This is a genomic window from Pseudomonas sp. ENNP23 (genome assembly GCF_001728945.1).
GTDB lineage: Bacteria > Pseudomonadota > Gammaproteobacteria > Pseudomonadales > Pseudomonadaceae > Metapseudomonas > Metapseudomonas otitidis.
The window spans coordinates 62,147-80,237 of record NZ_LYSP01000033.1; the positions used below are offsets into that span (position 1 = coordinate 62,147).

General features: G+C 64.6%; 15 protein-coding genes and 1 pseudogene. 12 read left to right on the plus strand and 4 right to left on the minus strand.

The window, feature by feature from the left end; all coding sequences use genetic code 11:
* Window positions 1-59: 59 nt before the first annotated feature.
* Both A9G05_RS18480 and A9G05_RS18485 read left to right on the plus strand, forming a co-directional pair.
* A complete protein-coding gene (locus A9G05_RS18480; protein ID WP_069562359.1) occupies window positions 60-1,718 on the plus strand; it encodes a nitrite/sulfite reductase in 1,659 nt (552 codons plus the stop codon).
* The gene (locus tag A9G05_RS18485; protein WP_069562360.1) at window positions 1,702-2,199 is read left to right on the plus strand and encodes a DUF934 domain-containing protein; all 498 of its coding nucleotides are present in this window, start codon (window positions 1,702-1,704) and stop codon (window positions 2,197-2,199) included. Before A9G05_RS18480 ends, A9G05_RS18485 begins: the two co-directional genes overlap by 17 nt.
* A gap of 101 nt (window positions 2,200-2,300) precedes the next feature.
* Here A9G05_RS18485 and cysS read toward each other — a convergent pair whose 3' ends face one another.
* Together cysS and A9G05_RS18495 are read right to left on the minus strand one after the other, a co-directional pair.
* The gene (cysS, locus tag A9G05_RS18490; protein WP_069562361.1) at window positions 2,301-3,686 is read right to left on the minus strand and encodes a cysteine--tRNA ligase; all 1,386 of its coding nucleotides are present in this window, start codon (window positions 3,684-3,686) and stop codon (window positions 2,301-2,303) included.
* Window positions 3,686-5,356 (minus strand): glutamine--tRNA ligase/YqeY domain fusion protein, encoded by a 1,671-nt coding sequence (locus A9G05_RS18495; RefSeq protein WP_069562362.1) that lies wholly within the window; start codon window positions 5,354-5,356, stop codon window positions 3,686-3,688. The genes cysS and A9G05_RS18495 overlap by 1 nt, the downstream gene beginning before the upstream one ends.
* Before the next feature lie 120 nt (window positions 5,357-5,476).
* On the opposite strand from A9G05_RS18495, the gene A9G05_RS18500 reads away from it, so the two are divergent.
* From A9G05_RS18500 to A9G05_RS18510, 3 genes are all read left to right on the plus strand, one after another.
* Window positions 5,477-5,971, plus strand: coding sequence for a peptidylprolyl isomerase (locus A9G05_RS18500; RefSeq protein ID WP_044401686.1), 495 nt, complete (start codon window positions 5,477-5,479; stop codon window positions 5,969-5,971).
* Window positions 5,968-6,690, plus strand: a complete 723-nt coding sequence (lpxH, locus tag A9G05_RS18505; protein WP_069562363.1) for a UDP-2,3-diacylglucosamine diphosphatase — start codon at window positions 5,968-5,970, stop codon at window positions 6,688-6,690. Before A9G05_RS18500 ends, lpxH begins: the two co-directional genes overlap by 4 nt.
* A 100-nt stretch (window positions 6,691-6,790) precedes the next feature.
* Window positions 6,791-8,128, plus strand: a complete 1,338-nt coding sequence (locus tag A9G05_RS18510) for an SPFH domain-containing protein (protein ID WP_069562364.1) — start codon at window positions 6,791-6,793, stop codon at window positions 8,126-8,128.
* Window positions 8,129-8,186: 58 nt separating this feature from the next.
* Here A9G05_RS18510 and A9G05_RS18515 read toward each other — a convergent pair whose 3' ends face one another.
* Window positions 8,187-8,789, minus strand: a complete 603-nt coding sequence (locus A9G05_RS18515) for a tRNA-(ms[2]io[6]A)-hydroxylase (protein WP_069562365.1) — start codon at window positions 8,787-8,789, stop codon at window positions 8,187-8,189.
* Between the two features lie 188 nt (window positions 8,790-8,977).
* On the opposite strand from A9G05_RS18515, the gene A9G05_RS18520 reads away from it, so the two are divergent.
* Complete coding sequence (locus A9G05_RS18520) at window positions 8,978-9,841, plus strand: universal stress protein (RefSeq protein WP_069562373.1); 864 nt, start codon at window positions 8,978-8,980, stop codon at window positions 9,839-9,841.
* Window positions 9,842-9,892: 51 nt separating this feature from the next.
* Here the strand turns inward: A9G05_RS18520 and A9G05_RS18525 are convergent, their stop codons facing one another.
* A complete protein-coding gene (locus A9G05_RS18525) occupies window positions 9,893-10,369 on the minus strand; it encodes a DUF1289 domain-containing protein (protein ID WP_069562366.1) in 477 nt (158 codons plus the stop codon).
* A gap of 405 nt (window positions 10,370-10,774) precedes the next feature.
* On the opposite strand from A9G05_RS18525, the gene acnB reads away from it, so the two are divergent.
* From acnB to A9G05_RS18555, 6 genes and pseudogenes are all read left to right on the plus strand, one after another.
* Window positions 10,775-13,384 (plus strand): bifunctional aconitate hydratase 2/2-methylisocitrate dehydratase, encoded by a 2,610-nt coding sequence (acnB, locus tag A9G05_RS18530; protein ID WP_069562367.1) that lies wholly within the window; start codon window positions 10,775-10,777, stop codon window positions 13,382-13,384.
* A gap of 158 nt (window positions 13,385-13,542) precedes the next feature.
* Complete coding sequence (locus A9G05_RS18535; RefSeq protein WP_069562368.1) at window positions 13,543-13,752, plus strand: YgdI/YgdR family lipoprotein; 210 nt, start codon at window positions 13,543-13,545, stop codon at window positions 13,750-13,752.
* Between the two features lie 545 nt (window positions 13,753-14,297).
* Window positions 14,298-15,527, plus strand: coding sequence for an alanine transaminase (alaC, locus tag A9G05_RS18540; protein ID WP_069562369.1), 1,230 nt, complete (start codon window positions 14,298-14,300; stop codon window positions 15,525-15,527).
* Between the two features lie 110 nt (window positions 15,528-15,637).
* Window positions 15,638-16,525 carry an alpha/beta hydrolase gene (locus A9G05_RS18545; protein WP_218187203.1) on the plus strand — a complete coding sequence of 296 codons (888 nt, stop codon included), beginning with the start codon at window positions 15,638-15,640 and terminating at the stop codon, window positions 16,523-16,525.
* Between the two features lie 95 nt (window positions 16,526-16,620).
* Window positions 16,621-17,307, plus strand: a complete 687-nt coding sequence (locus A9G05_RS18550; RefSeq protein WP_069562370.1) for a polysaccharide lyase family 7 protein — start codon at window positions 16,621-16,623, stop codon at window positions 17,305-17,307.
* 93 nt (window positions 17,308-17,400) lie between these two features.
* Window positions 17,401-17,833 (plus strand): annotated as a pseudogene (locus A9G05_RS18555) (thioesterase family protein).
* The last annotated feature ends 258 nt before the right edge of the window (window positions 17,834-18,091 follow it).

An 18,091-nucleotide genomic window follows, 5' to 3' on the forward strand; every position in this document is an offset into this window, starting at 1 on the left:
AGGGGGTGCGCGGCCGTGCGCGCAGAATTGCTGTAAGCAGCCTGACAACAGGACCATTCATGTACGTATACGACGAGTACGATCAACGCATCGTAGAGGACCGCGTCAAGCAGTTCCGCGATCAGACCCGCCGCTACCTGGCCGGGGAACTCTCGGGCGAGGAATTCCGTCCCCTGCGTCTGCAGAACGGCCTCTATATCCAGCGCTACGCCCCCATGCTGCGGGTTGCCGTGCCCTATGGCCTGCTGTCGTCCACCCAGGTGCGCAAGCTGGCGCAGATCGCTCGCGACTACGACAAGGGCTACGCCCACATCAGCACCCGCCAGAACGTCCAGTTCAACTGGCCGGAGCTGGAGGACGTGCCGGAGATCCTCGCCGAGCTGGCCACCGTGCAGATGCACGCGATCCAGACCAGCGGCAACTGCATCCGCAACACCACCACCGACCAGTTCGCCGGCGTCGCCCGTGACGAGCTGGTGGACCCGCGCCCCTGGTGCGAGATCATCCGCCAGTGGTCCACCTTCCACCCCGAGTTCTCCCACCTGCCGCGCAAGTTCAAGATCGCCGTGAACGGCGCCGTGGGCGACCGCGCCGCCATCGAGGTGCACGACATCGGCCTGGAAGCGGTGAAGAACGAGGCCGGTGAGCTGGGCTTCCGCGTCTCCGTCGGCGGCGGCCTGGGCCGTACCCCGATCGTCGGCAGCTTCATCAACGAATTCCTGCCCTGGCAGCACCTGCTGAGCTACCTGGACGCCATCCTGCGCGTCTACAACCGCTACGGCCGCCGGGACAACAAGTACAAGGCGCGCATCAAGATCCTGGTCAAGGCGCTGACCCCCGAGGTGTTCGCCGAGCGCGTCAACGCCGAGTGGGCCCACCTGAAGGATGGCCCCACCACCCTGACCCAGGCGGAAGTCGATCGCGTCGCCAGGCATTTCGTCGACCCGGCCTACAAGGCCCTGGAAGACCAGGACGCCGCCCTCGCCGCCCTGGACGCCGAACACCCGGGCTTCGCCCGCTGGCGCCAGCGCAACACCTTCGCCCACAAGAAGCCGGGCTACGTGGCCGTGACCCTGTCGCTGAAGCCCACCGGCGTGGCTCCGGGCGACGTGACCGACAAGCAGTTGGACGCCATTGCCGACCTGGCCGACCGCTACGCCTTCGGTGAGGTGCGCAACAGCCACAACCAGAACGTGATCCTGGCGGACGTGGAGCAGGCGCAACTGTTCACCCTGTGGAACGAACTGCGCGAGCAGGGTTTCGCCACACCCAACGTGGGCCTGCTCACCGACATCATCTGCTGCCCGGGCGGTGACTACTGCTCCCTGGCCAACGCCAAGTCGATCCCGGTGGCCGAAGCCATCCAGCGCCGCTTCGATGACCTGGACTACCTGTTCGACATCGGCAACCTGGACCTGAACATCTCCGGCTGCATGAACGCCTGCGGCCACCACCACGTCGGCCACATCGGCATCCTCGGCGTGGACAAGAAGGGCCAGGAGTTCTACCAGGTGTCACTGGGTGGCAGCGCTGGCCGCGACGCCAGCCTGGCGCAGATCCTCGGCCCTTCCTTCGCCCAGGAGGAAATGGCCGACGTGATCGAGAAGATCATCCAGGTCTACGTCGAGCGCCGCACCGAGGAGGAGCCTTTCCTCGACACCTTCCGCCGCATCGGCATCGACCCGTTCAAGGAGCGCGTATATGCAGCGAATCATTAAGAACGGCCAGATCATCGACGAGACCTGGCACCTGCTGCCGAAGGACGCAACCCTCGATGGGCTGTCCAACTGCGACGACCTGATCGTGCCCCTGGCCCTCTGGGTCGAGCACAGCCACGCCCTCAAGGCCCGCGATGGCGGCCTGGGCGTGTGGCTGGATGCCGGCGAGGAGATCGAGGAGATCGCCGATGACCTTTCGCACTTCCAGGTCATCGCGCTGAATTTCCCGGCCTTCACCGATGGCCGCCACTCCTCCACCGCCTACCTGCTGCGCCAGCGCTACGGCTACCAGGGTGAGGTCCGTGCCATAGGCGACGTGCTGCGCGACCAGTTGTTCGCCCTCAAGCGCTGCGGTTTCGATGCCTTCGCCCTGCGCGAGGACAAGGACCCGCACGACGCGCTGAAGGCGTTCGAGGACTTCAGCGAGGTCTACCAGGCCTCCGCCGACCAGCCGCTGCCGCTGTTCCGCCGCCGCGCCTGACTCTCCAGGCAACGGGCAAAAGAAAACCGGGACCTTCGCAGGTCCCGGTTTTTTATGGCGCTTCGATAGGGCGTTGTCCGCAACGCCCCGTCGGTTAGCTGTTATTCCGCCAGGCGCCAGGTGGTGCCGCCCTTGCCATCCTCCAACACCACGCCCATGGCGGTGAGCTGGTCGCGGATGCGGTCGGACTCGGCCCAGTTCTTCTCCGCACGCGCGGTGAGGCGCGCCTGGATCAGCCCTTCGACCTCGGCGGCGTCCACCTTGCCGGTGGCACCGGCCTGGAGGAACGCATCCGGCTCCAACTGCAGCAGGCCGAGCAGGCCACCCAGGGCCTTCATGCGTGCCGCAAGGGCAGCTGCGGTGCTCGGGTCGCTGTCACGCAGGCGGTTCACCTCGCGGGCCATCTCGAACAGGGTGGCGACGGCTTCGGGGCTGTTGAAGTCATCATCCATGGCCGCGCCGAAGCGCTCGACGAAGGCTTCGCCACCTGCCGCCTCGACGACCGGCAGGCCGCGCAGGGCGGTGTAGAAGCGTTCCAGGGCGCCCTTGGCTTCCTTGAGGTTGTCCTCGGAGTAGTTGATCGGGCTGCGGTAGTGGCTGGACACCAGCAGGTAGCGCACCACCTCGGGGTGGTACTTCTCCAGCACCTCGCGAATGGTGAAGAAGTTGCCCAGGGACTTGGACATCTTCTCGCCATCCACACGGACCGCGCCGGCGTGCATCCAGGCCTTGGCGTAGAGCTTGCCGGTGGCGGCCTCGCTCTGGGCGATCTCGTTCTCGTGGTGGGGGAACACCAGGTCCGGGCCGCCACCGTGGATGTCGAAGGTCTCGCCCAGGCAGCAGGTGGACATCACCGAGCACTCGATGTGCCAGCCAGGACGGCCAGAGCCCCAGGGGGATTCCCAGCTCGGCTCGCCGGGCTTGGCGCCCTTCCAGAGGACGAAGTCCAGCGGGTCTTCCTTGGATTCGTCGACCTCGATGCGCGCGCCGATCTTCAGCTCGTCGATGCGACGGCGGGAGAGCTTGCCGTAGCCCTCGAACTTGCCGACGCGGTAGTAGACGTCTCCATTGCCGGGGGCGTAGGCGAAGCCCTTGTCGATGAGGGTCTGGATCATCTGGTGCATGCCAGAGATATGGCCGGTGGCGCGGGGCTCGATGTCCGGACGCAGCACGGAGAGGCGCGCCTCGTCTTCGTGCATGGCGGCGATCATGCGGTCCACCAGCGCTTCGAACGGCTCGCCGTTCTCCTGGGCGCGTTTGATGATCTTGTCGTCGATGTCGGTGATGTTGCGCACGTAGGTCACGTCATAGCCGCGCTCGCGCAGCCAGCGGGTGATCACGTCGAAGGCGACCATCACCCGGGCATGGCCGATGTGGCAGTAGTCGTACACGGTCATGCCGCACACGTACATGCGCACGCTGTTGCCTTCCAGGGGCTGGAAGACTTCCTTGGCCTTGGTGAGGGTGTTGTAGATCGTCAGCGCCATCACTGCCCCCAGGAGTCACGCAGGGTGACAGTGCGGTTGAACACCGGCTGGCCGGGCCTGGAGTCCTTGAGGTCGGCGACGAAGTAGCCTTCGCGCTCGAACTGGAAGCGCTCCTCGGGCTGAGCCTGGGCCAGGGACGGCTCGGCACGGCAACCGGTGAGCACCACCAGCGAACCGGGGTTGATGTTGTCGAGGAAGCTGCCGCCTTCTTCCGACTTCTCGGGGTTGGCCGAGCGGAACAGGCGGTCGTACAGGCGCACTTCGCACTCCAGGCTGCCTTCCACCGGCACCCAGTGGATCACGCCCTTGACCTTGCGCCCTTCGGGGTTCTTGCCGAGGGTGTTCGCGTCGTAGGAGCAGCGCAGTTCGACGATAGTGCCGTCGGCGTCCTTGATGGCTTCGTCGGCGCGGATCACGTAGCTGCCGCGCAGGCGCACTTCGCCACCGGGCACCAGGCGCTTGAAGCCGGCCGGAGGGGTTTCCTCGAAGTCGCTGGCGTCGATGTAGATCTCGCGGGCGAAGGGCAGCGTACGCACGCCCATGTCTTCCTTCGGGTGGCGCGGCAGTTCGAGCTGCTCGACCTGGCCTTCCGGGTAGTTGGTGATGACCACCTTGAGCGGCTTGAGCACGCACATGGCGCGGGCGGCAGTGGCATCCAGGTGGTCACGGATGCTGAATTCCAGCATGCCGATGTCCACCACACCGCTGGCACGGTTGACGCCGATCATCTCGCAGAAGTTGCGCAGCGATTCGGGGGTGTAGCCCCGGCGGCGGTAGCCGGACAGGGTGGACATGCGCGGGTCGTCCCAGCCACTGACGTGCCCTTCGTCCACCAGTTGCTTGAGCTTGCGCTTGCTGGTGATGGTGTAGTTCAGGTTCAGGCGCGAGAACTCGTACTGGCGCGGCTGTGCCGGCACCGGCAGGTTGGCCAGGAACCATTCGTAGAGCGGGCGATGGTCCTCGAACTCCAGGGTGCAGATGGAGTGGGTGATGCCCTCGATGGCGTCCGACTGACCGTGGGTGAAGTCGTAGCTGGGGTAGATGCACCACTTGTCGCCGGTCTGGTGGTGATGGGCGTGACGGATGCGGTAGAGGATCGGGTCGCGCAGGTTGATGTTCGGCGAGGCCATGTCGATCTTGGCACGCAGAGAACGGGCGCCGTCCGGGAACTCGCCGGCCTTCATGCGGGCGAACAGGTCCAGGTTCTCCTCGACGGAGCGGTCGCGGAACGGGCTGTTCTTGCCCGGATCATGCAGGCTGCCGCGGTACTCGCGCATTTCCTCGGGGGTGAGGTCGCAGACGAAGGCCTTGCCGGCCTTGATCAGTTCGACGGCCCAGGCGTGCAACTGGTCGAAATAATCCGAGGCATAGCGGACCTTGCCCGCCCACTGGAAGCCCAGCCACTTCACATCACGCTCGATGGCGTCGATGTATTCCTGGTCTTCCTTGGCCGGGTTGGTGTCGTCGAAGCGCAGATGACAGTCGCCGCCGAATTCCTGGGCCAGGCCGAAGTTCAGGCAGATCGACTTGGCATGGCCGATGTGCAGGTAGCCGTTGGGTTCCGGGGGGAAGCGGGTGACGATCTTCGCATGCTTGCCGGCGTCCAGGTCGGCCTGGACGATGGGGCGAAGGAAGTTCGTGGCGACGACGGGGGTCTCTGGCTTGCTCATGGTGTCCTTAAGATCATGCTTTGCGGCTCAGGGTAGGCCGGCCAAATCAAAGCGCTTATCATACCGAAGCTGTCAACCCCCTGACAGGCCTTCGGATTTCACGTTCAGAGCGAATTGCCCATGATCAAGCTGCACACCAACCACGGCGTCATCACCCTGGAACTCTTCGAGGACAAAGCGCCTGAAACCACCGCCAACTTCAAGGAATACGTAAAGGCCGGCCACTACGACGGCACCGTGTTCCACCGCGTCATCTCCAACTTCATGATCCAGGGCGGCGGCTTCGAGCCCGGCATGAAGCAGAAATCCACCCGCGCACCGATCAAGAACGAGGCCAACAACGGCCTGTCGAACAAGGTCGGCACCATCGCCATGGCCCGCACCATGGACCCGCACTCCGCCTCCGCGCAGTTCTTCATCAACGTTTCCGACAACGACTTCCTCGACCACAGCGCCCCCACCACCCAGGGCTGGGGCTACGCAGTGTTCGGCCAGGTGACCGAAGGCATGGACGTGGTCAACGCAATCAAGGGCGTGGCCACCACCATGAAGGCTGGCCATCAGGACGTCCCGGTCGAAGACGTGATCATCGAGAAGGCCGAGATCGTCGAGTGATCCTGCTGATCTCCGACCTGCATCTCGAAGAGGAACGCCCGGACATCACCCGGGCGTTTCTTCGTTTCCTCGACACCCGCGCCCGCCAGGCCGAAGCGCTGTATATCCTCGGCGACTTCTTCGAAGCCTGGATCGGCGACGACGCCATGACCCCCTACCAGCACACCATCGCCCGCGCCCTGCGGCAGGTGGCTGACGGCGGCACGCGGCTGTTCCTGATGCACGGCAACCGCGACTTCCTCGTCGGCGAGCGATTCTGCCGCGAGGCCGGCTGCACCCTGCTGAACGACCCGGCCCAAACTGAACTGGCCGGCCACCCGGTGCTGTTGATGCACGGCGACAGCCTGTGCACCCGCGACGAGGCGTACATGCGCCTGCGCCGCATCCTGCGTCACCCGCTGACCCTCTTCGTCCTGCGCCACCTGCCCCTGCGCGTGCGCCACCGCCTGGCCCGCAAGCTGCGCAGCGAGAGCCGCGCCCAGACCCGGCAGAAGGCCTACGACATCGTCGATGTCACCCCCGAGGAAGTCACCCGGGTGATGATCGATGCCAAAGTACCCACGCTCATCCACGGCCATACCCATCGACCAGCGGTACACATCCTGGAAATCGACGGGCAACCGGCACAGCGCATCGTACTGGGAGATTGGGATCGCCAGGGCTGGGCGCTGGAAGTGGACGCTGACGGTTTTCGCCAAGCGCCATTCGTCCTCGACTGACCCCTGCAGCGAGAACCTGCCCGCAGCCCGCGTGAGCGTAGCTTGACGAGGCGGCATGCGACCTCCAGCATGCCGTGTCCCAAACCGTCAAGGAGCGACCATGCAGTTCGCGAACGCCCCCTACATCAAGTACCTGGTCGGCGGCGCTGCCGCTGCCGGCCTCGGTTTCGTCCTGTTCAACGGCATTTTCTTCTATAACGAAGCCGGCTTCGCCACCCACGTGCGGACCATATTCGGCGAGGAGAAAGTAGTGGACGACGTCGGCTACGCCACCAAATGGTTCGGCCGCGCCACCCCCTGGAAGAAGGCTCTGAGCGTGCAGTCGGTGCTCACCGAAGCGCTTAACCAGATCGACGAGAACAGCGACAACGACTCCCTCGGCGCCACGATCGAAGCCTTCCCCATCGTCTTCCTCGGCAACGTCGACGCCAAGGTGGAATCCTCCGCGCGCTTCCGCCTGCCGGGCGATGAGCAGTTCCTGAAGATCGCCCAGGAGTATCGCAACCCCGAGAACTTCATCCGCACGGCCCTGGTTCCGGCCATCAAGGAGACCCTGCAGGCCACTGCATCCCTGATGACCGCCGACGACTTCTATGCCGGTGCCCGCAGCGAATTCGCCGCCGAGTTCGAAAACCAGCTCAACGATGGCCTCTATCTGATCAAGCGCAAGGAAGTGCGCGGCCCGCGCGGCGCCATGCCCCACCAGACGGCCATCCTTCAGGCCGGTACCGAGCAGGGCACCTTCGGCGACAACAACGCCAGCCAGTTCGTCACCGAGAAGGTGATCGACTCCAAGGGCATCCCGGTGCGCAAGCAGCAGCAGTTCCGCAAGTACGGCGTGGAAGTGGTGGAGGCGCGCATCACCAACGTCGACCCCAACCCGCAGTACAAGCAGCGCATGGTCAAGGTCCAGCAGGCACTGGCCGAACTGGCCGTGGCGCGCCAGAACCGCCTGAAGGAAGAGGAAGAGAAGCTGCTGGTCACCGCCCGCGGTGAAAAGGAAGTGGAAGCCCGCCGCCAGGAAACCCTGCGCGACCAGATCGAACGCACCACCCAGGCCGAGACCGAGAAGCAACTGGCGATCATCAACGCCGAACGCGAGAAAGGCCGCGCCGAGATCGAGAAACAGACCGCCGAGCTGCTGCGCGACAAGGCCAGCATCACCGCCCAGGCCACCAAGATCACCGCCGACGCCGAGGCCTATGCCCGCGAGGCCGTGATCAAGGCGGACGGCGCGCTGCAGCCCAAGCTCGACGCGCTGATCGCCATCAACAAGGCGTGGGCCGAGGCCGCTGCTCAGGCACCGGTGCCCAGCGTGATGATGGGTGCCAGCCAGAACGGCGCCACCAGCCGTCAGGACGAGATCGGCCAGCTCATGGGCGTTCTCGCCACAAAGGCCGCCCGCGACCTGGCACTGGACCTGAAAGTGAAGGACTGACCAGGCACAGCCCACAAAAAAAGCGCCCCTCGGGGCGCTTTTTCATTGCTGGCCGGATTCAGGCCGGAACGCCGCTGTGGAAGCGGAACGCCTCGTCGGGACTCTCGATCAGCTCCTGTTCCACGCCACGCACCCGCTCGATCGTCGCATCCACGTCCGCCGCTTCGCCGTACTGGTAGGCCAGCTTCAGGTAGCCCTGGTAATGGCGCGACTCGCTCTTCAGCAGGCCGAAATAGAACGCGCCCAGGTCCTCGTCCAGATGCGGCACCAGCGACTCGAAGCGCTCGCAGGAGCGTGCCTCGATGAAGGCGCCCACCACCAGCGTATCCACCAACTTGGCCGGCTCGTGGTTGCGCACCGCCTTGCGCAGGCCCGAGGCGTAGCGCGCTGCCGATACCGGCCGCAGGGGAATGTGGCGCTTCTTCATGATCCGCAGCACCTGCTCGTGGTGGACAAGCTCCTCCCGGGCCAGGCGCGACATGAAATTGATCAGGTCGAGGTGCGTGTTGTACTTGGCGATCAGCGCCATGGCGGTGGACGCCGCCTTGAACTCGTTGTTCTTGTGGTCGATCAGCAGGGTTTCCTGATCGGCCAGCGCCGCCTCTACCCAGGCCTGCGGGGTGCGGCAGGGGAGGAAATCGTGGATCTCCGGCAGGTTCATCGGGCGGGCACTCCAGTTCGGGCAGCAGACAGCGAGGGCGCTCACGGCGAAGCCTCGGCAAAAAGGTGCGCATTATACGAATGCGCCGGTCGCCGACCAGCCATCGGCGATTGATATGCATCAAGCACGTTCGTGCAATCGCCGCTAGAGTGACTCCCAGCCATCTGTCTCACAGGGAGAGCATGACCATGCAAGCCATTCGCAGCATTCTGGTGGTAGTCGATCCGAGCCACCCCGAGAGCCTGGCGCTCAAGCGCGCCACGCTGATCGCCGGCGTGACCCAGTCCCACCTGCACCTGCTGGTCTGCGATCGCAAGCAGGACCATAGCGCCTGGCTCGCCGACCTGGCCGGCACCCTGACCGGCGAGGGCTACAGCGTCAGCACCCAGCAGGCCTGGCACGAGAACCTGCACCAGACGGTGATTACTGTGCAACAGGCCGAGGGCTGTGGCCTGGTGATCAAGCAGCACGTGCCGGAAAACCCACTCAAGCGCGCCCTGCTCACGCCGGACGACTGGAAACTCCTGCGCTACTGCCCCGGCCCGGTGCTGATGGTGAAGACCGACACCCCCTGGACCGGTGGCGTGATCCTCGCGGCAGTGGACGTGGGCAACAACGACGGCCCGCACCGCACCCTGCACGCCAGCATCATCAGCCATGGCTACGACATTGCCGGCCTGGCGCGGGGCAGCCTGCACGTGGTCAGCGCCCACCCCTCCCCCATGCTCTCGGCAGCGGACCCGACCTTCCAGCTCAAGGAGAGCATCGAGACGCGCTACCGCAATGCCTGCAAGGAGTTCCAGGAGGAGTTCGACGTCAGCGACGACAACCTGCACATCGCCGAAGGCCCGGCGGACGTGATCATCCCCTATGCAGCGAAGACCCTGAAGGCTGCCGTCACGGTGATCGGCACCGTCGCCCGTACCGGCCTATCCGGCGCGCTGATCGGCAACACCGCAGAGGTGGTCCTGGATGCGCTGGAAAGCGACGTGCTGGTGCTGAAGCCGGACGAGATCATCGCCCACCTGGAGGAGCTGGTAGCCCAGCACTGAATCGAGCGATGAACGGAAAGCCGCCCGACGGGCGGCTTTCTCATGGGCGGGTCAAACGCGGAATTCCATCCCCTCGCGCAGGAAGCGCGGGGCAATGTAGCGCTCGTAATGTGCCTCGGAAAGCAGGAAGAACTCGCGGTCGATGGCCTCGCGCAGGTCCGGCAGCGGCCAGTCGCGGAACTCCGGCATCAACACCAGCCCATAGGCCTCCAGGCGGTTGATCACCCGCGAGCCCCGCGCGATCAGCTGGTAGGCCCAGCAATACACCGACTGCTCCGGCACGAAGCGGATCTGCCGCTGCTCCAACTGGCCCCGCAGCAACGCCGGGTCGAAGACCTCCAGCTTGGCTTCCACCACCTGCACCAGCAATTGCTCCAGGCGCCGCCAGACCGCGCGCTTCTCCTCGTCGTTATAGAGGTTCCAGTTGATGATCTCGTGGTGGAAACGCTTGCAACCCCGGCACACGGTATCGCCGTAGACGGTGGAGCAAAGGCCGACGCAAGGCGTCTTGATACGCTGGTTGGGCATGGCGGAGACATTGGGTAACGCAGGTAGGGACGCGGCATCTTAGCCCTTTGTCTAAGCAGGGTCACCCCGAGATAGGCGGGGCTTTTATCTTAACTTCGGTTCCGCTTTCCTTTAGAATCAGTCCGCCGTTTTAGGCGCCAAATCCGTTGGAAGCTGTTTTCAAAGCGTCACGAGCACAGTCGATCCGGCAGGAAATCTTGGCGCTGGGTTCTCCTCTCCCGATGAGACCCAACGCCAGCCCTCATCAGGCTCTTCCTTCCGGCGTAAAACTTTGAAAGCAGCTTCTGGATGGAACCATCGAAACACTGGCCAGGCGGCCCAAAAGGCCGCGCGGCGCATGTGTTTGGTGGAATCCTGGATGAGCGTCCCGAACCAAGACTAGGGACCACTGATGAGGGTAAAACTGTGCTTGAAGCCTATCGCAAACACGTAGAAGAGCGTGCCGCCCAGGGGGTCGTACCCCAGCCGCTGAACGCCGAACAGACCGCAGGCCTGGTCGAGCTGCTGAAGAACCCGCCCGCTGGCGAAGAAGAATTCCTCGTCGATCTGATCACCAACCGCGTTCCCCCGGGCGTTGACGAAGCTGCCTACGTCAAGGCCGGTTTCCTCTCCGCTGTCGCCAAGGGCGAAGCCACTTCTCCGCTGATCTCAAAGGCTCGCGCCGTCGAGCTGCTCGGCACCATGCAGGGCGGCTACAACATTGCCACCCTGGTGGAGCTGCTGGACAGCGCCGAGCTGGCCGAAGTCGCCGCCGCGCAGTTGAAGCACACCCTGCTGATGTTCGACGCCTTCCACGACGTCGCCGAGCGCGCCAAGAACGGCAACGCTGCCGCCAAGGCCGTGCTGCAGTCCTGGGCTGATGGCGAATGGTTCAAGGCCCGTCCGGCCGTCGCCGAGAAGCTGACCCTGACCGTGTTCAAGGTCCCCGGCGAAACCAACACCGACGACCTGTCCCCCGCTCCGGACGCCTGGTCGCGCCCCGACATCCCGCTGCACGCCCTGGCCATGCTAAAAATGGCCCGCGACGGCATCGAGCCGGTACAACCCGGTTCCGTCGGCCCGCTGAAGCAGATCGAAGCCGTCAAGGCCAAGGGCTTCCCGGTTGCCTACGTCGGTGACGTGGTCGGTACCGGTTCCTCCCGCAAGTCCGCCACCAACTCGGTGCTGTGGTTCTTCGGCGACGACATTCCCTATGTACCGAACAAGCGCGCTGGCGGCTTCTGCTTCGGCACCAAGATCGCCCCGATCTTCTACAACACCATGGAAGACGCCGGCGCCCTGCCGATCGAATTCGACTGCACCAACCTGGCCATGGGCGACGTCATCGACGTGTACCCATACGAAGGCAAGGTCGTGCGTCATGACAGCGGTGAAGTGGTCACCACCTTCGAACTGAAGACCCCGGTCCTGCTGGACGAAGTCCGCGCCGGCGGCCGTATCCCGCTGATCGTAGGCCGTGGCCTGACCGAGAAGGCCCGTGCCGAACTGGGCCTGCCCGCGTCCGACCTGTTCAAGAAGCCGGAAGCGCCCGCCGACAGCGGCAAGGGCTACACCCTGGCGCAGAAGATGGTCGGCCGCGCCTGTGGCCTGCCGGAAGGCAAGGGCGTCCGTCCGGGCACCTACTGCGAACCGAAGATGACCACCGTCGGCTCCCAGGACACCACGGGCCCGATGACCCGCGACGAGCTGAAGGACCTGGCCTGCCTGGGCTTCTCCGCTGACCTGGTGATGCAGTCCTTCTGCCACACCGCGGCCTATCCGAAGCCCATCGACGTCAAGACCCACCACACCCTGCCGGACTTCATCATGACCCGCGGCGGTGTTTCCCTGCGCCCGGGCGACGGCATCATCCACAGCTGGCTGAACCGCATGCTGCTGCCTGACACCGTCGGCACCGGTGGCGACTCCCACACCCGCTTCCCGATCGGCATCTCCTTCCCGGCCGGTTCCGGCCTGGTGGCCTTCGCCGCCGCCACCGGCGTCATGCCGCTGGACATGCCCGAATCCGTGCTGGTGCGCTTCAAGGGCAAGATGCAGCCCGGTATCACCCTGCGTGACCTGGTGCATGCCATCCCCTACTACGCCATCCAGGCCGGCCTGCTGACCGTCGAGAAGAAAGGCAAGAAGAACATCTTCTCCGGCCGCATCCTCGAGATCGAAGGCCTGAACGACCTGACTGTCGAGCAAGCCTTCGAGCTGTCCGACGCCTCCGCCGAGCGTTCGGCTGCGGGCTGCACCATCAAGCTGCCGGAGAAGGCCATCGCCGAATACCTGCAGTCCAACATCACCCTGCTGCGCTGGATGATCGGCGAAGGCTACGGCGATGCCCGCACCCTGGAGCGTCGCGCCCAGGCGATGGAAGCCTGGCTGGCCAAGCCGGAGCTGCTGGAAGCCGACAAGGACGCCGAATACGCCGCCGTCATCGAGATCGACCTGGCCGACGTCAAGGAGCCCGTGCTCTGCGCCCCGAACGACCCGGACGACGCTCGCCTGCTGTCCAGCGTCCAGGGCCGCAAGATCGATGAAGTGTTCATCGGTTCCTGCATGACCAACATCGGTCACTTCCGCGCCGCCGGCAAACTGCTGGACAAGGTCAAGGGTGGCATTCCGACCCGTCTGTGGCTGGCCCCGCCGACCAAGATGGACGCCCACCAGCTGACCGAAGAAGGCTACTACGGCATCTACGGCAAGGCTGGCGCACGCATGGAAATGCCGGGCTGCTCGCTGTGCATGGGTAACCAGGCTCGCGTCCAGACCGGTTCGACCGTGGTCTCCACCTCGACCCGTAACTTCCCGAACCGTCTGGGCGATGCCACCGACGTGTTCCTGGCATCTGCCGAGCTGGCCGCTGTCGCGTCGATCATCGGCAAGCTGCCGACCGTCGAGGAGTACATGGCCTATGCGAAGGACATCGACAGCATGTCTGCCGATATCTACCGTTACCTGAGCTTCGACCAAATCGCCGAGTTCCGCGAAGCTGCAGCCAACGCCAAGATTCCTGTCATCCAGGCCTGATCCACGCGTTGTTGAAAGAGCCCCGCCCCGTGCGGGGCTTTTTCTTGGGCACAGAATTTTCCTGAACTCCCCGGCACAGGCGACGGCCCAAATGCCTGAACGCCCGCACTGGCCATCGGCCATGGCGAAGCGACAACCACCGGAACAGGAGAATCCCCATGAAACGCTGGCCCCTCATCTTCGTCTGCCTGCTGGGCCTGGCAGGCTGCTCCAGCGAGTACCTCGTCCAGACCACGGACGGGCAGATGCTCACCAGCGACGGCAAGCCCGAGCTGGACGCCGAAACAGGCATGCTCGAACTCGAAGACAGCGAAGGCCGCGAGCAGCGCATCCCCGAGAGCCAGGTGAAGCAGGTGATGCTCCGCTGACCAGGACGGCAAGGCAACTGTACGGGTCAAAACCCCCGCTGTTACAGCAGCCTTGCCCTCCCAGCCTCCAGCTGTACAACCATCTCGGGCTCGGGCTGTACCTGCTGCGAACCCGCACCTCGCGCTAAGGTGACCCTCTTCCCACGCCGAGGCCGCCACCGCCTCCACCACTGCCCACTGGTTCGTGGCCCAGGCGCGTGACGTCAACAGCAGCACCCACCACAAGAAGTTCTCCATCTTCATCCCGCAGTAACCCCGCACGCGGGCATTCGTAGGGCGGACCGCACTTCACCGGTCCACCGTAGCGGCGCCCGAGTCAGCACCAATGATCGCGATGTCAGGTGCGGGCTGACGCCATGCAGGAGCAGCTTCATCCGCGATGCGCACTGCCCTGTAGCCCCCTATTCGCCCCGAAGGAAAGCGCCCCGCAGCGCCTCGGATTTTTCTCGACAACGCCCCACCGCTGCGCTTATCTTCGCCGCCAGGCCACCCATGTGGCCGACGTCGCTCGGACGGTTCCGGGCGCTTACGTATCCGAGGAAAGCATGGCTGACTCCCGTTCTCCGCGCCGTTTCGCGCGTATCGATCGTCTCCCCCCCTACGTCTTCAACATCACCGCCGAACTCAAGATGGCCGCGCGCCGTCGTGGCGAGGACATCATCGACCTGTCCATGGGCAACCCCGATGGGGCCACCCCGCCGCACATCGTCGAGAAGCTGGTGCAGGTCGCCCAGCGCGAAGACACCCACGGATACTCCACCTCCCGCGGTATTCCCCGCCTGCGCCGCGCCATCTCGCGCTGGTACAAGGACCGCTATGACGTGGAGATCGATCCGGAAAGCGAAGCCATCGTCACCATCGGCTCCAAGGAAGGCCTCGCGCACCTGATGCTGGCCACCCTGGACCACGGCGACACGGTGCTGGTGCCTAACCCCAGCTACCCGATCCACATCTACGGCGCGGTAATCGCCGGCGCCCAGGTGCGCTCGGTGCCGCTGGTGCCCGGCGTAGACTTCTTCGCCGAGATGGAACGCGCCATCCGCGAATCCATCCCCAAGCCGAAGATGATGATCATCGGCTTCCCCTCCAACCCCACTGCGCAGTGCGTGGAGCTGGACTTCTTCGAACGCGTGGTGGCCCTGGCCAAGCAGTACGACGTGCTGGTGATCCACGACCTGGCCTACGCCGACATCGTCTACGACGGCTGGAAGGCCCCGTCGATCATGCAGGTACCCGGCGCCAAGGACATCGCGGTGGAGTTCTTCACCCTGTCCAAGAGCTACAACATGGCCGGCTGGCGCATCGGCTTCATGGTCGGCAACCCGGAGCTGGTCAGCGCCCTGGCGCGGATCAAGAGCTACCACGACTACGGCACCTTCACCCCGCTGCAGGTGGCAGCCATCGCCGCGCTGGAAGGCGACCAGCAGTGTGTGCGCGACATCGCCGAGCAGTACCGCCAGCGCCGCAACATGCTGGTCAAGGGCCTGCATGAAGCCGGCTGGATGGTCGAGAACCCCAAGGCTTCGATGTACATCTGGGCGAAGATCCCCGAGCCCTACGCCCACCTCGGCTCCTTGGAGTTCGCCAAGAAGCTGCTGGCCGAGGCCAAGGTCTGCGTCTCCCCCGGCATCGGCTTCGGCGAATACGGCGACGACCATGTGCGCTTCGCCCTGATCGAGAACCAGGACCGAATCCGCCAGGCCATCCGTGGCATCAAAGCGATGTTCAGGTCTGATGGACTGATCGAGGCGAAGCCTCGCAAAGCATCCTCCTGATCGCCACACAGCGCCCCTTCGGGGCGCTGTTTCGTTGGGGCACGCAAAAACGCAGGGATGTTCGGCGAGCGGCGTATCAGGTTCACGACACTCCGCCTCGGAAGCCCACCATGTCCATGACCCGCTTGCTTTGCTGCCTCGTCCTGCTGCTCGCCCTGCCCCTGCAACCCGCCTGTGCCGGCCTGCTGCAAGACCGCCTGGAAGCCCGCCAGCTGGAGCAGGCGGGAATCCGCGTCCTGCGGGATATCGCCTACGGCAACGATGAACGACAACGCTTCGATGTCTACCTGCCCACCAGCCCCAGTCGCGGGCCGGCGCCGGTGATCTTCATGGTCCACGGCGGTGGCTGGGCCAATGGCGACAAGGACAACGGCAGCGTCGCTCTGAACAAGGCACTGCGCTGGGTGCCCCAGGGCGTGGTGCTGGTCTCCACCAACTACCGCATGCTCCCCGACACCCCGCCACTGGCCCAGGCCGACGACGTGGCCCGCGCTCTGGCGCATGCCCAGCAGTTGGCGAGCGGATGGCAGGCAGACCCGGCGCGCTTCGTCCTGATGGGGCATTCGGCAGGGGCGCATCTGATCGCCCTACTGGATGCCGCGCCGGAAATCGCCGCCCAGCAAGGTGCGCGCCCCTGGATCGGGAGCGTCGTCCTGGACAGTGCCGCCTTCAACGTCGAGACGGTGATGCGCGGCCCGCACCTGAAGCTCTATGACCGCGCCTTCGGCGAGGAACCCACCACCTGGCGCGCAGCCTCCCCCACCCTGCGCCTGGAGCAGGCCGGCGCACCGCTGCTGGCAGTGTGCTCCACCCGCCGCGACGACGCCTGCCCCCAGGCCCGGAGCTTCGCCGCCAAGGCACGCAAGCTGGGCAAGCGTGTGGAGGTCATGGACGTGGACATGTCGCACCGGCAGATCAACCACAAACTCGGCCGGGACAACGGCTACACCACAGATGTCGAGCACTTCCTGCGCAGCGTCGGGCTGCTGCGTCACTGAGCGGATGCAACTCGTCGCAAAACCTGTGCCTTGCTGAACTTCAGGCATCACGCCGGTCCGATCTGGGGTCTTCCATCCCGCACCAAGGACCGCGCGTGATCGACCTCAGCACCTGGCAACTGGCAATCCCCACCCACACCTCGGCCACAGAAATCAGCCCCCAGCGCCTGAACAACGGCTACGAAAGTCAGTACTTCCGGCGCAGCCGTGACGGCAGTATCACCTTCTGGGTTCCCGTGACCGGCAGCCGCAGCGAAGACGCACGCTACCCGCGCAGCGAACTGCGGGAGACCCAGGCCGATGGCACGCTGAGCTACTGGTACTACGGGGGTGCGGATAACTACCTCAGTGCCGTGCTGACCGTTCGGCAGGTGCCTAGCCGCAACAAGGTGGTCATCGGGCAGATCCATAGCAAGGACGAGGCCGGCAGTGAAAATGATCCGCTGCTGAAACTGCAGTACCACTACAAGGACGGCAATGGCCGGATTGAAGCGCTGCTGCGCAAGCGGCCCGGCGACAAGCACGTGGAGAACGTGGTGCTGGTGGAAAACGTCGACCTGGATGAGCGCTTTGGCTATGACTTGCGGCTGACACCAACAGGTCGCCTGGGCATCACCGTCATCAGCAAAGGTGACGACGGCGGACTGTATCGGCAACTGAGCGGCTACTGGAGCACGCAGCAGCTGTACTTCAAGGCCGGGGCCTACATCCAGGACAACTACGGCCCGGAGAACGAAGGCGGGCGAGTCACGTTCCACTGGCTGAACAGCCTGCATCGCTGAGTCATTCACCTGGCGAATGATCAGGCGGGCCCAAGCCAGGGGCAGGTAGAATCCGCGCCCCCTGTCCCCTGAGTTTTCAACGATGGCCCGCCCCTGGCACTGAGCCTTCCAGGGGACCAGTTCTGCTACTCCACCCACCTCACTGTGCGCGTCACCGGCATCAACGGCGCAAACCACCCGGGCAACGACTCGATGACCTCGATGATTTCCGAAGCCCGAGCGCGCTTCCTGTACGACTACGGGATCACCGAGACGGGCGCTGACCGCGCCGGCATCATCGTCACCAAACTCGCCACCACCTACCGAAACGAAGCCCACGCGCAGGACCAGCCGTGCTTCGAGGTGGGAGTGATGGACTTCAACCGCTACGGCGGTGACATCACCTTCCGCAACCCGCCCCGCTGATGGAAAGCTGGTAGCCATGGCCAAGTCCGGCTTCGTCCTCTTCGACTACTCGTATTCGCGGATGGTGGAAATACCGGAATCCCTCCGCATGACCTTTCCGCAGGCCAACTGGCTGGACTAACGACGCACCATTTCGGCTCACTGCGCACTTTTCAAGTGCAACAACATGCCCGCCTGGGAAGCACTGACCTCTCAAAAGCCCGCAGGGCGTGCTGATAAGCGAACTGGCACGGAGCGTGCTTAAAGCTCCATACAATCTACAAGAAGCGCCCATCCTCCGAGGTGGCACTTGCCTCAAGAGGGGCAGCTTGCGTGAAGGCGTTCCGCCCAGACGGAACGCCTTTTTTATTTGGCGCAGTTTTCTCCAGGCAAAGAAAAA

Bases quoted from the DNA above. Each gene is read 5' to 3' on its own strand.
- A9G05_RS18495 (WP_069562362.1), bottom strand. From the start codon at position 5,356: ATGAGCAAGCCAGAGACCCCCGTCGTCGCCACGAACTTCCTTCGCCCC.
- A9G05_RS18485 (WP_069562360.1), top strand. From the start codon at position 1,702: ATGCAGCGAATCATTAAGAACGGCCAGATCATCGACGAGACCTGGCAC.
- A9G05_RS18500 (WP_044401686.1), top strand. From the start codon at position 5,477: ATGATCAAGCTGCACACCAACCACGGCGTCATCACCCTGGAACTCTTC.
- A9G05_RS18515 (WP_069562365.1), bottom strand. From the start codon at position 8,789: ATGAACCTGCCGGAGATCCACGATTTCCTCCCCTGCCGCACCCCGCAG.
- alaC (WP_069562369.1), top strand. From the start codon at position 14,298: ATGGCTGACTCCCGTTCTCCGCGCCGTTTCGCGCGTATCGATCGTCTC.
- A9G05_RS18525 (WP_069562366.1), bottom strand. From the start codon at position 10,369: ATGCCCAACCAGCGTATCAAGACGCCTTGCGTCGGCCTTTGCTCCACC.
- A9G05_RS18480 (WP_069562359.1), top strand. From the start codon at position 60: ATGTACGTATACGACGAGTACGATCAACGCATCGTAGAGGACCGCGTC.
- A9G05_RS18535 (WP_069562368.1), top strand. From the start codon at position 13,543: ATGAAACGCTGGCCCCTCATCTTCGTCTGCCTGCTGGGCCTGGCAGGC.
- cysS (WP_069562361.1), bottom strand. From the start codon at position 3,686: ATGGCGCTGACGATCTACAACACCCTCACCAAGGCCAAGGAAGTCTTC.
- A9G05_RS18545 (WP_218187203.1), top strand. From the start codon at position 15,638: ATGTCCATGACCCGCTTGCTTTGCTGCCTCGTCCTGCTGCTCGCCCTG.
- A9G05_RS18510 (WP_069562364.1), top strand. From the start codon at position 6,791: ATGCAGTTCGCGAACGCCCCCTACATCAAGTACCTGGTCGGCGGCGCT.
- A9G05_RS18520 (WP_069562373.1), top strand. From the start codon at position 8,978: ATGCAAGCCATTCGCAGCATTCTGGTGGTAGTCGATCCGAGCCACCCC.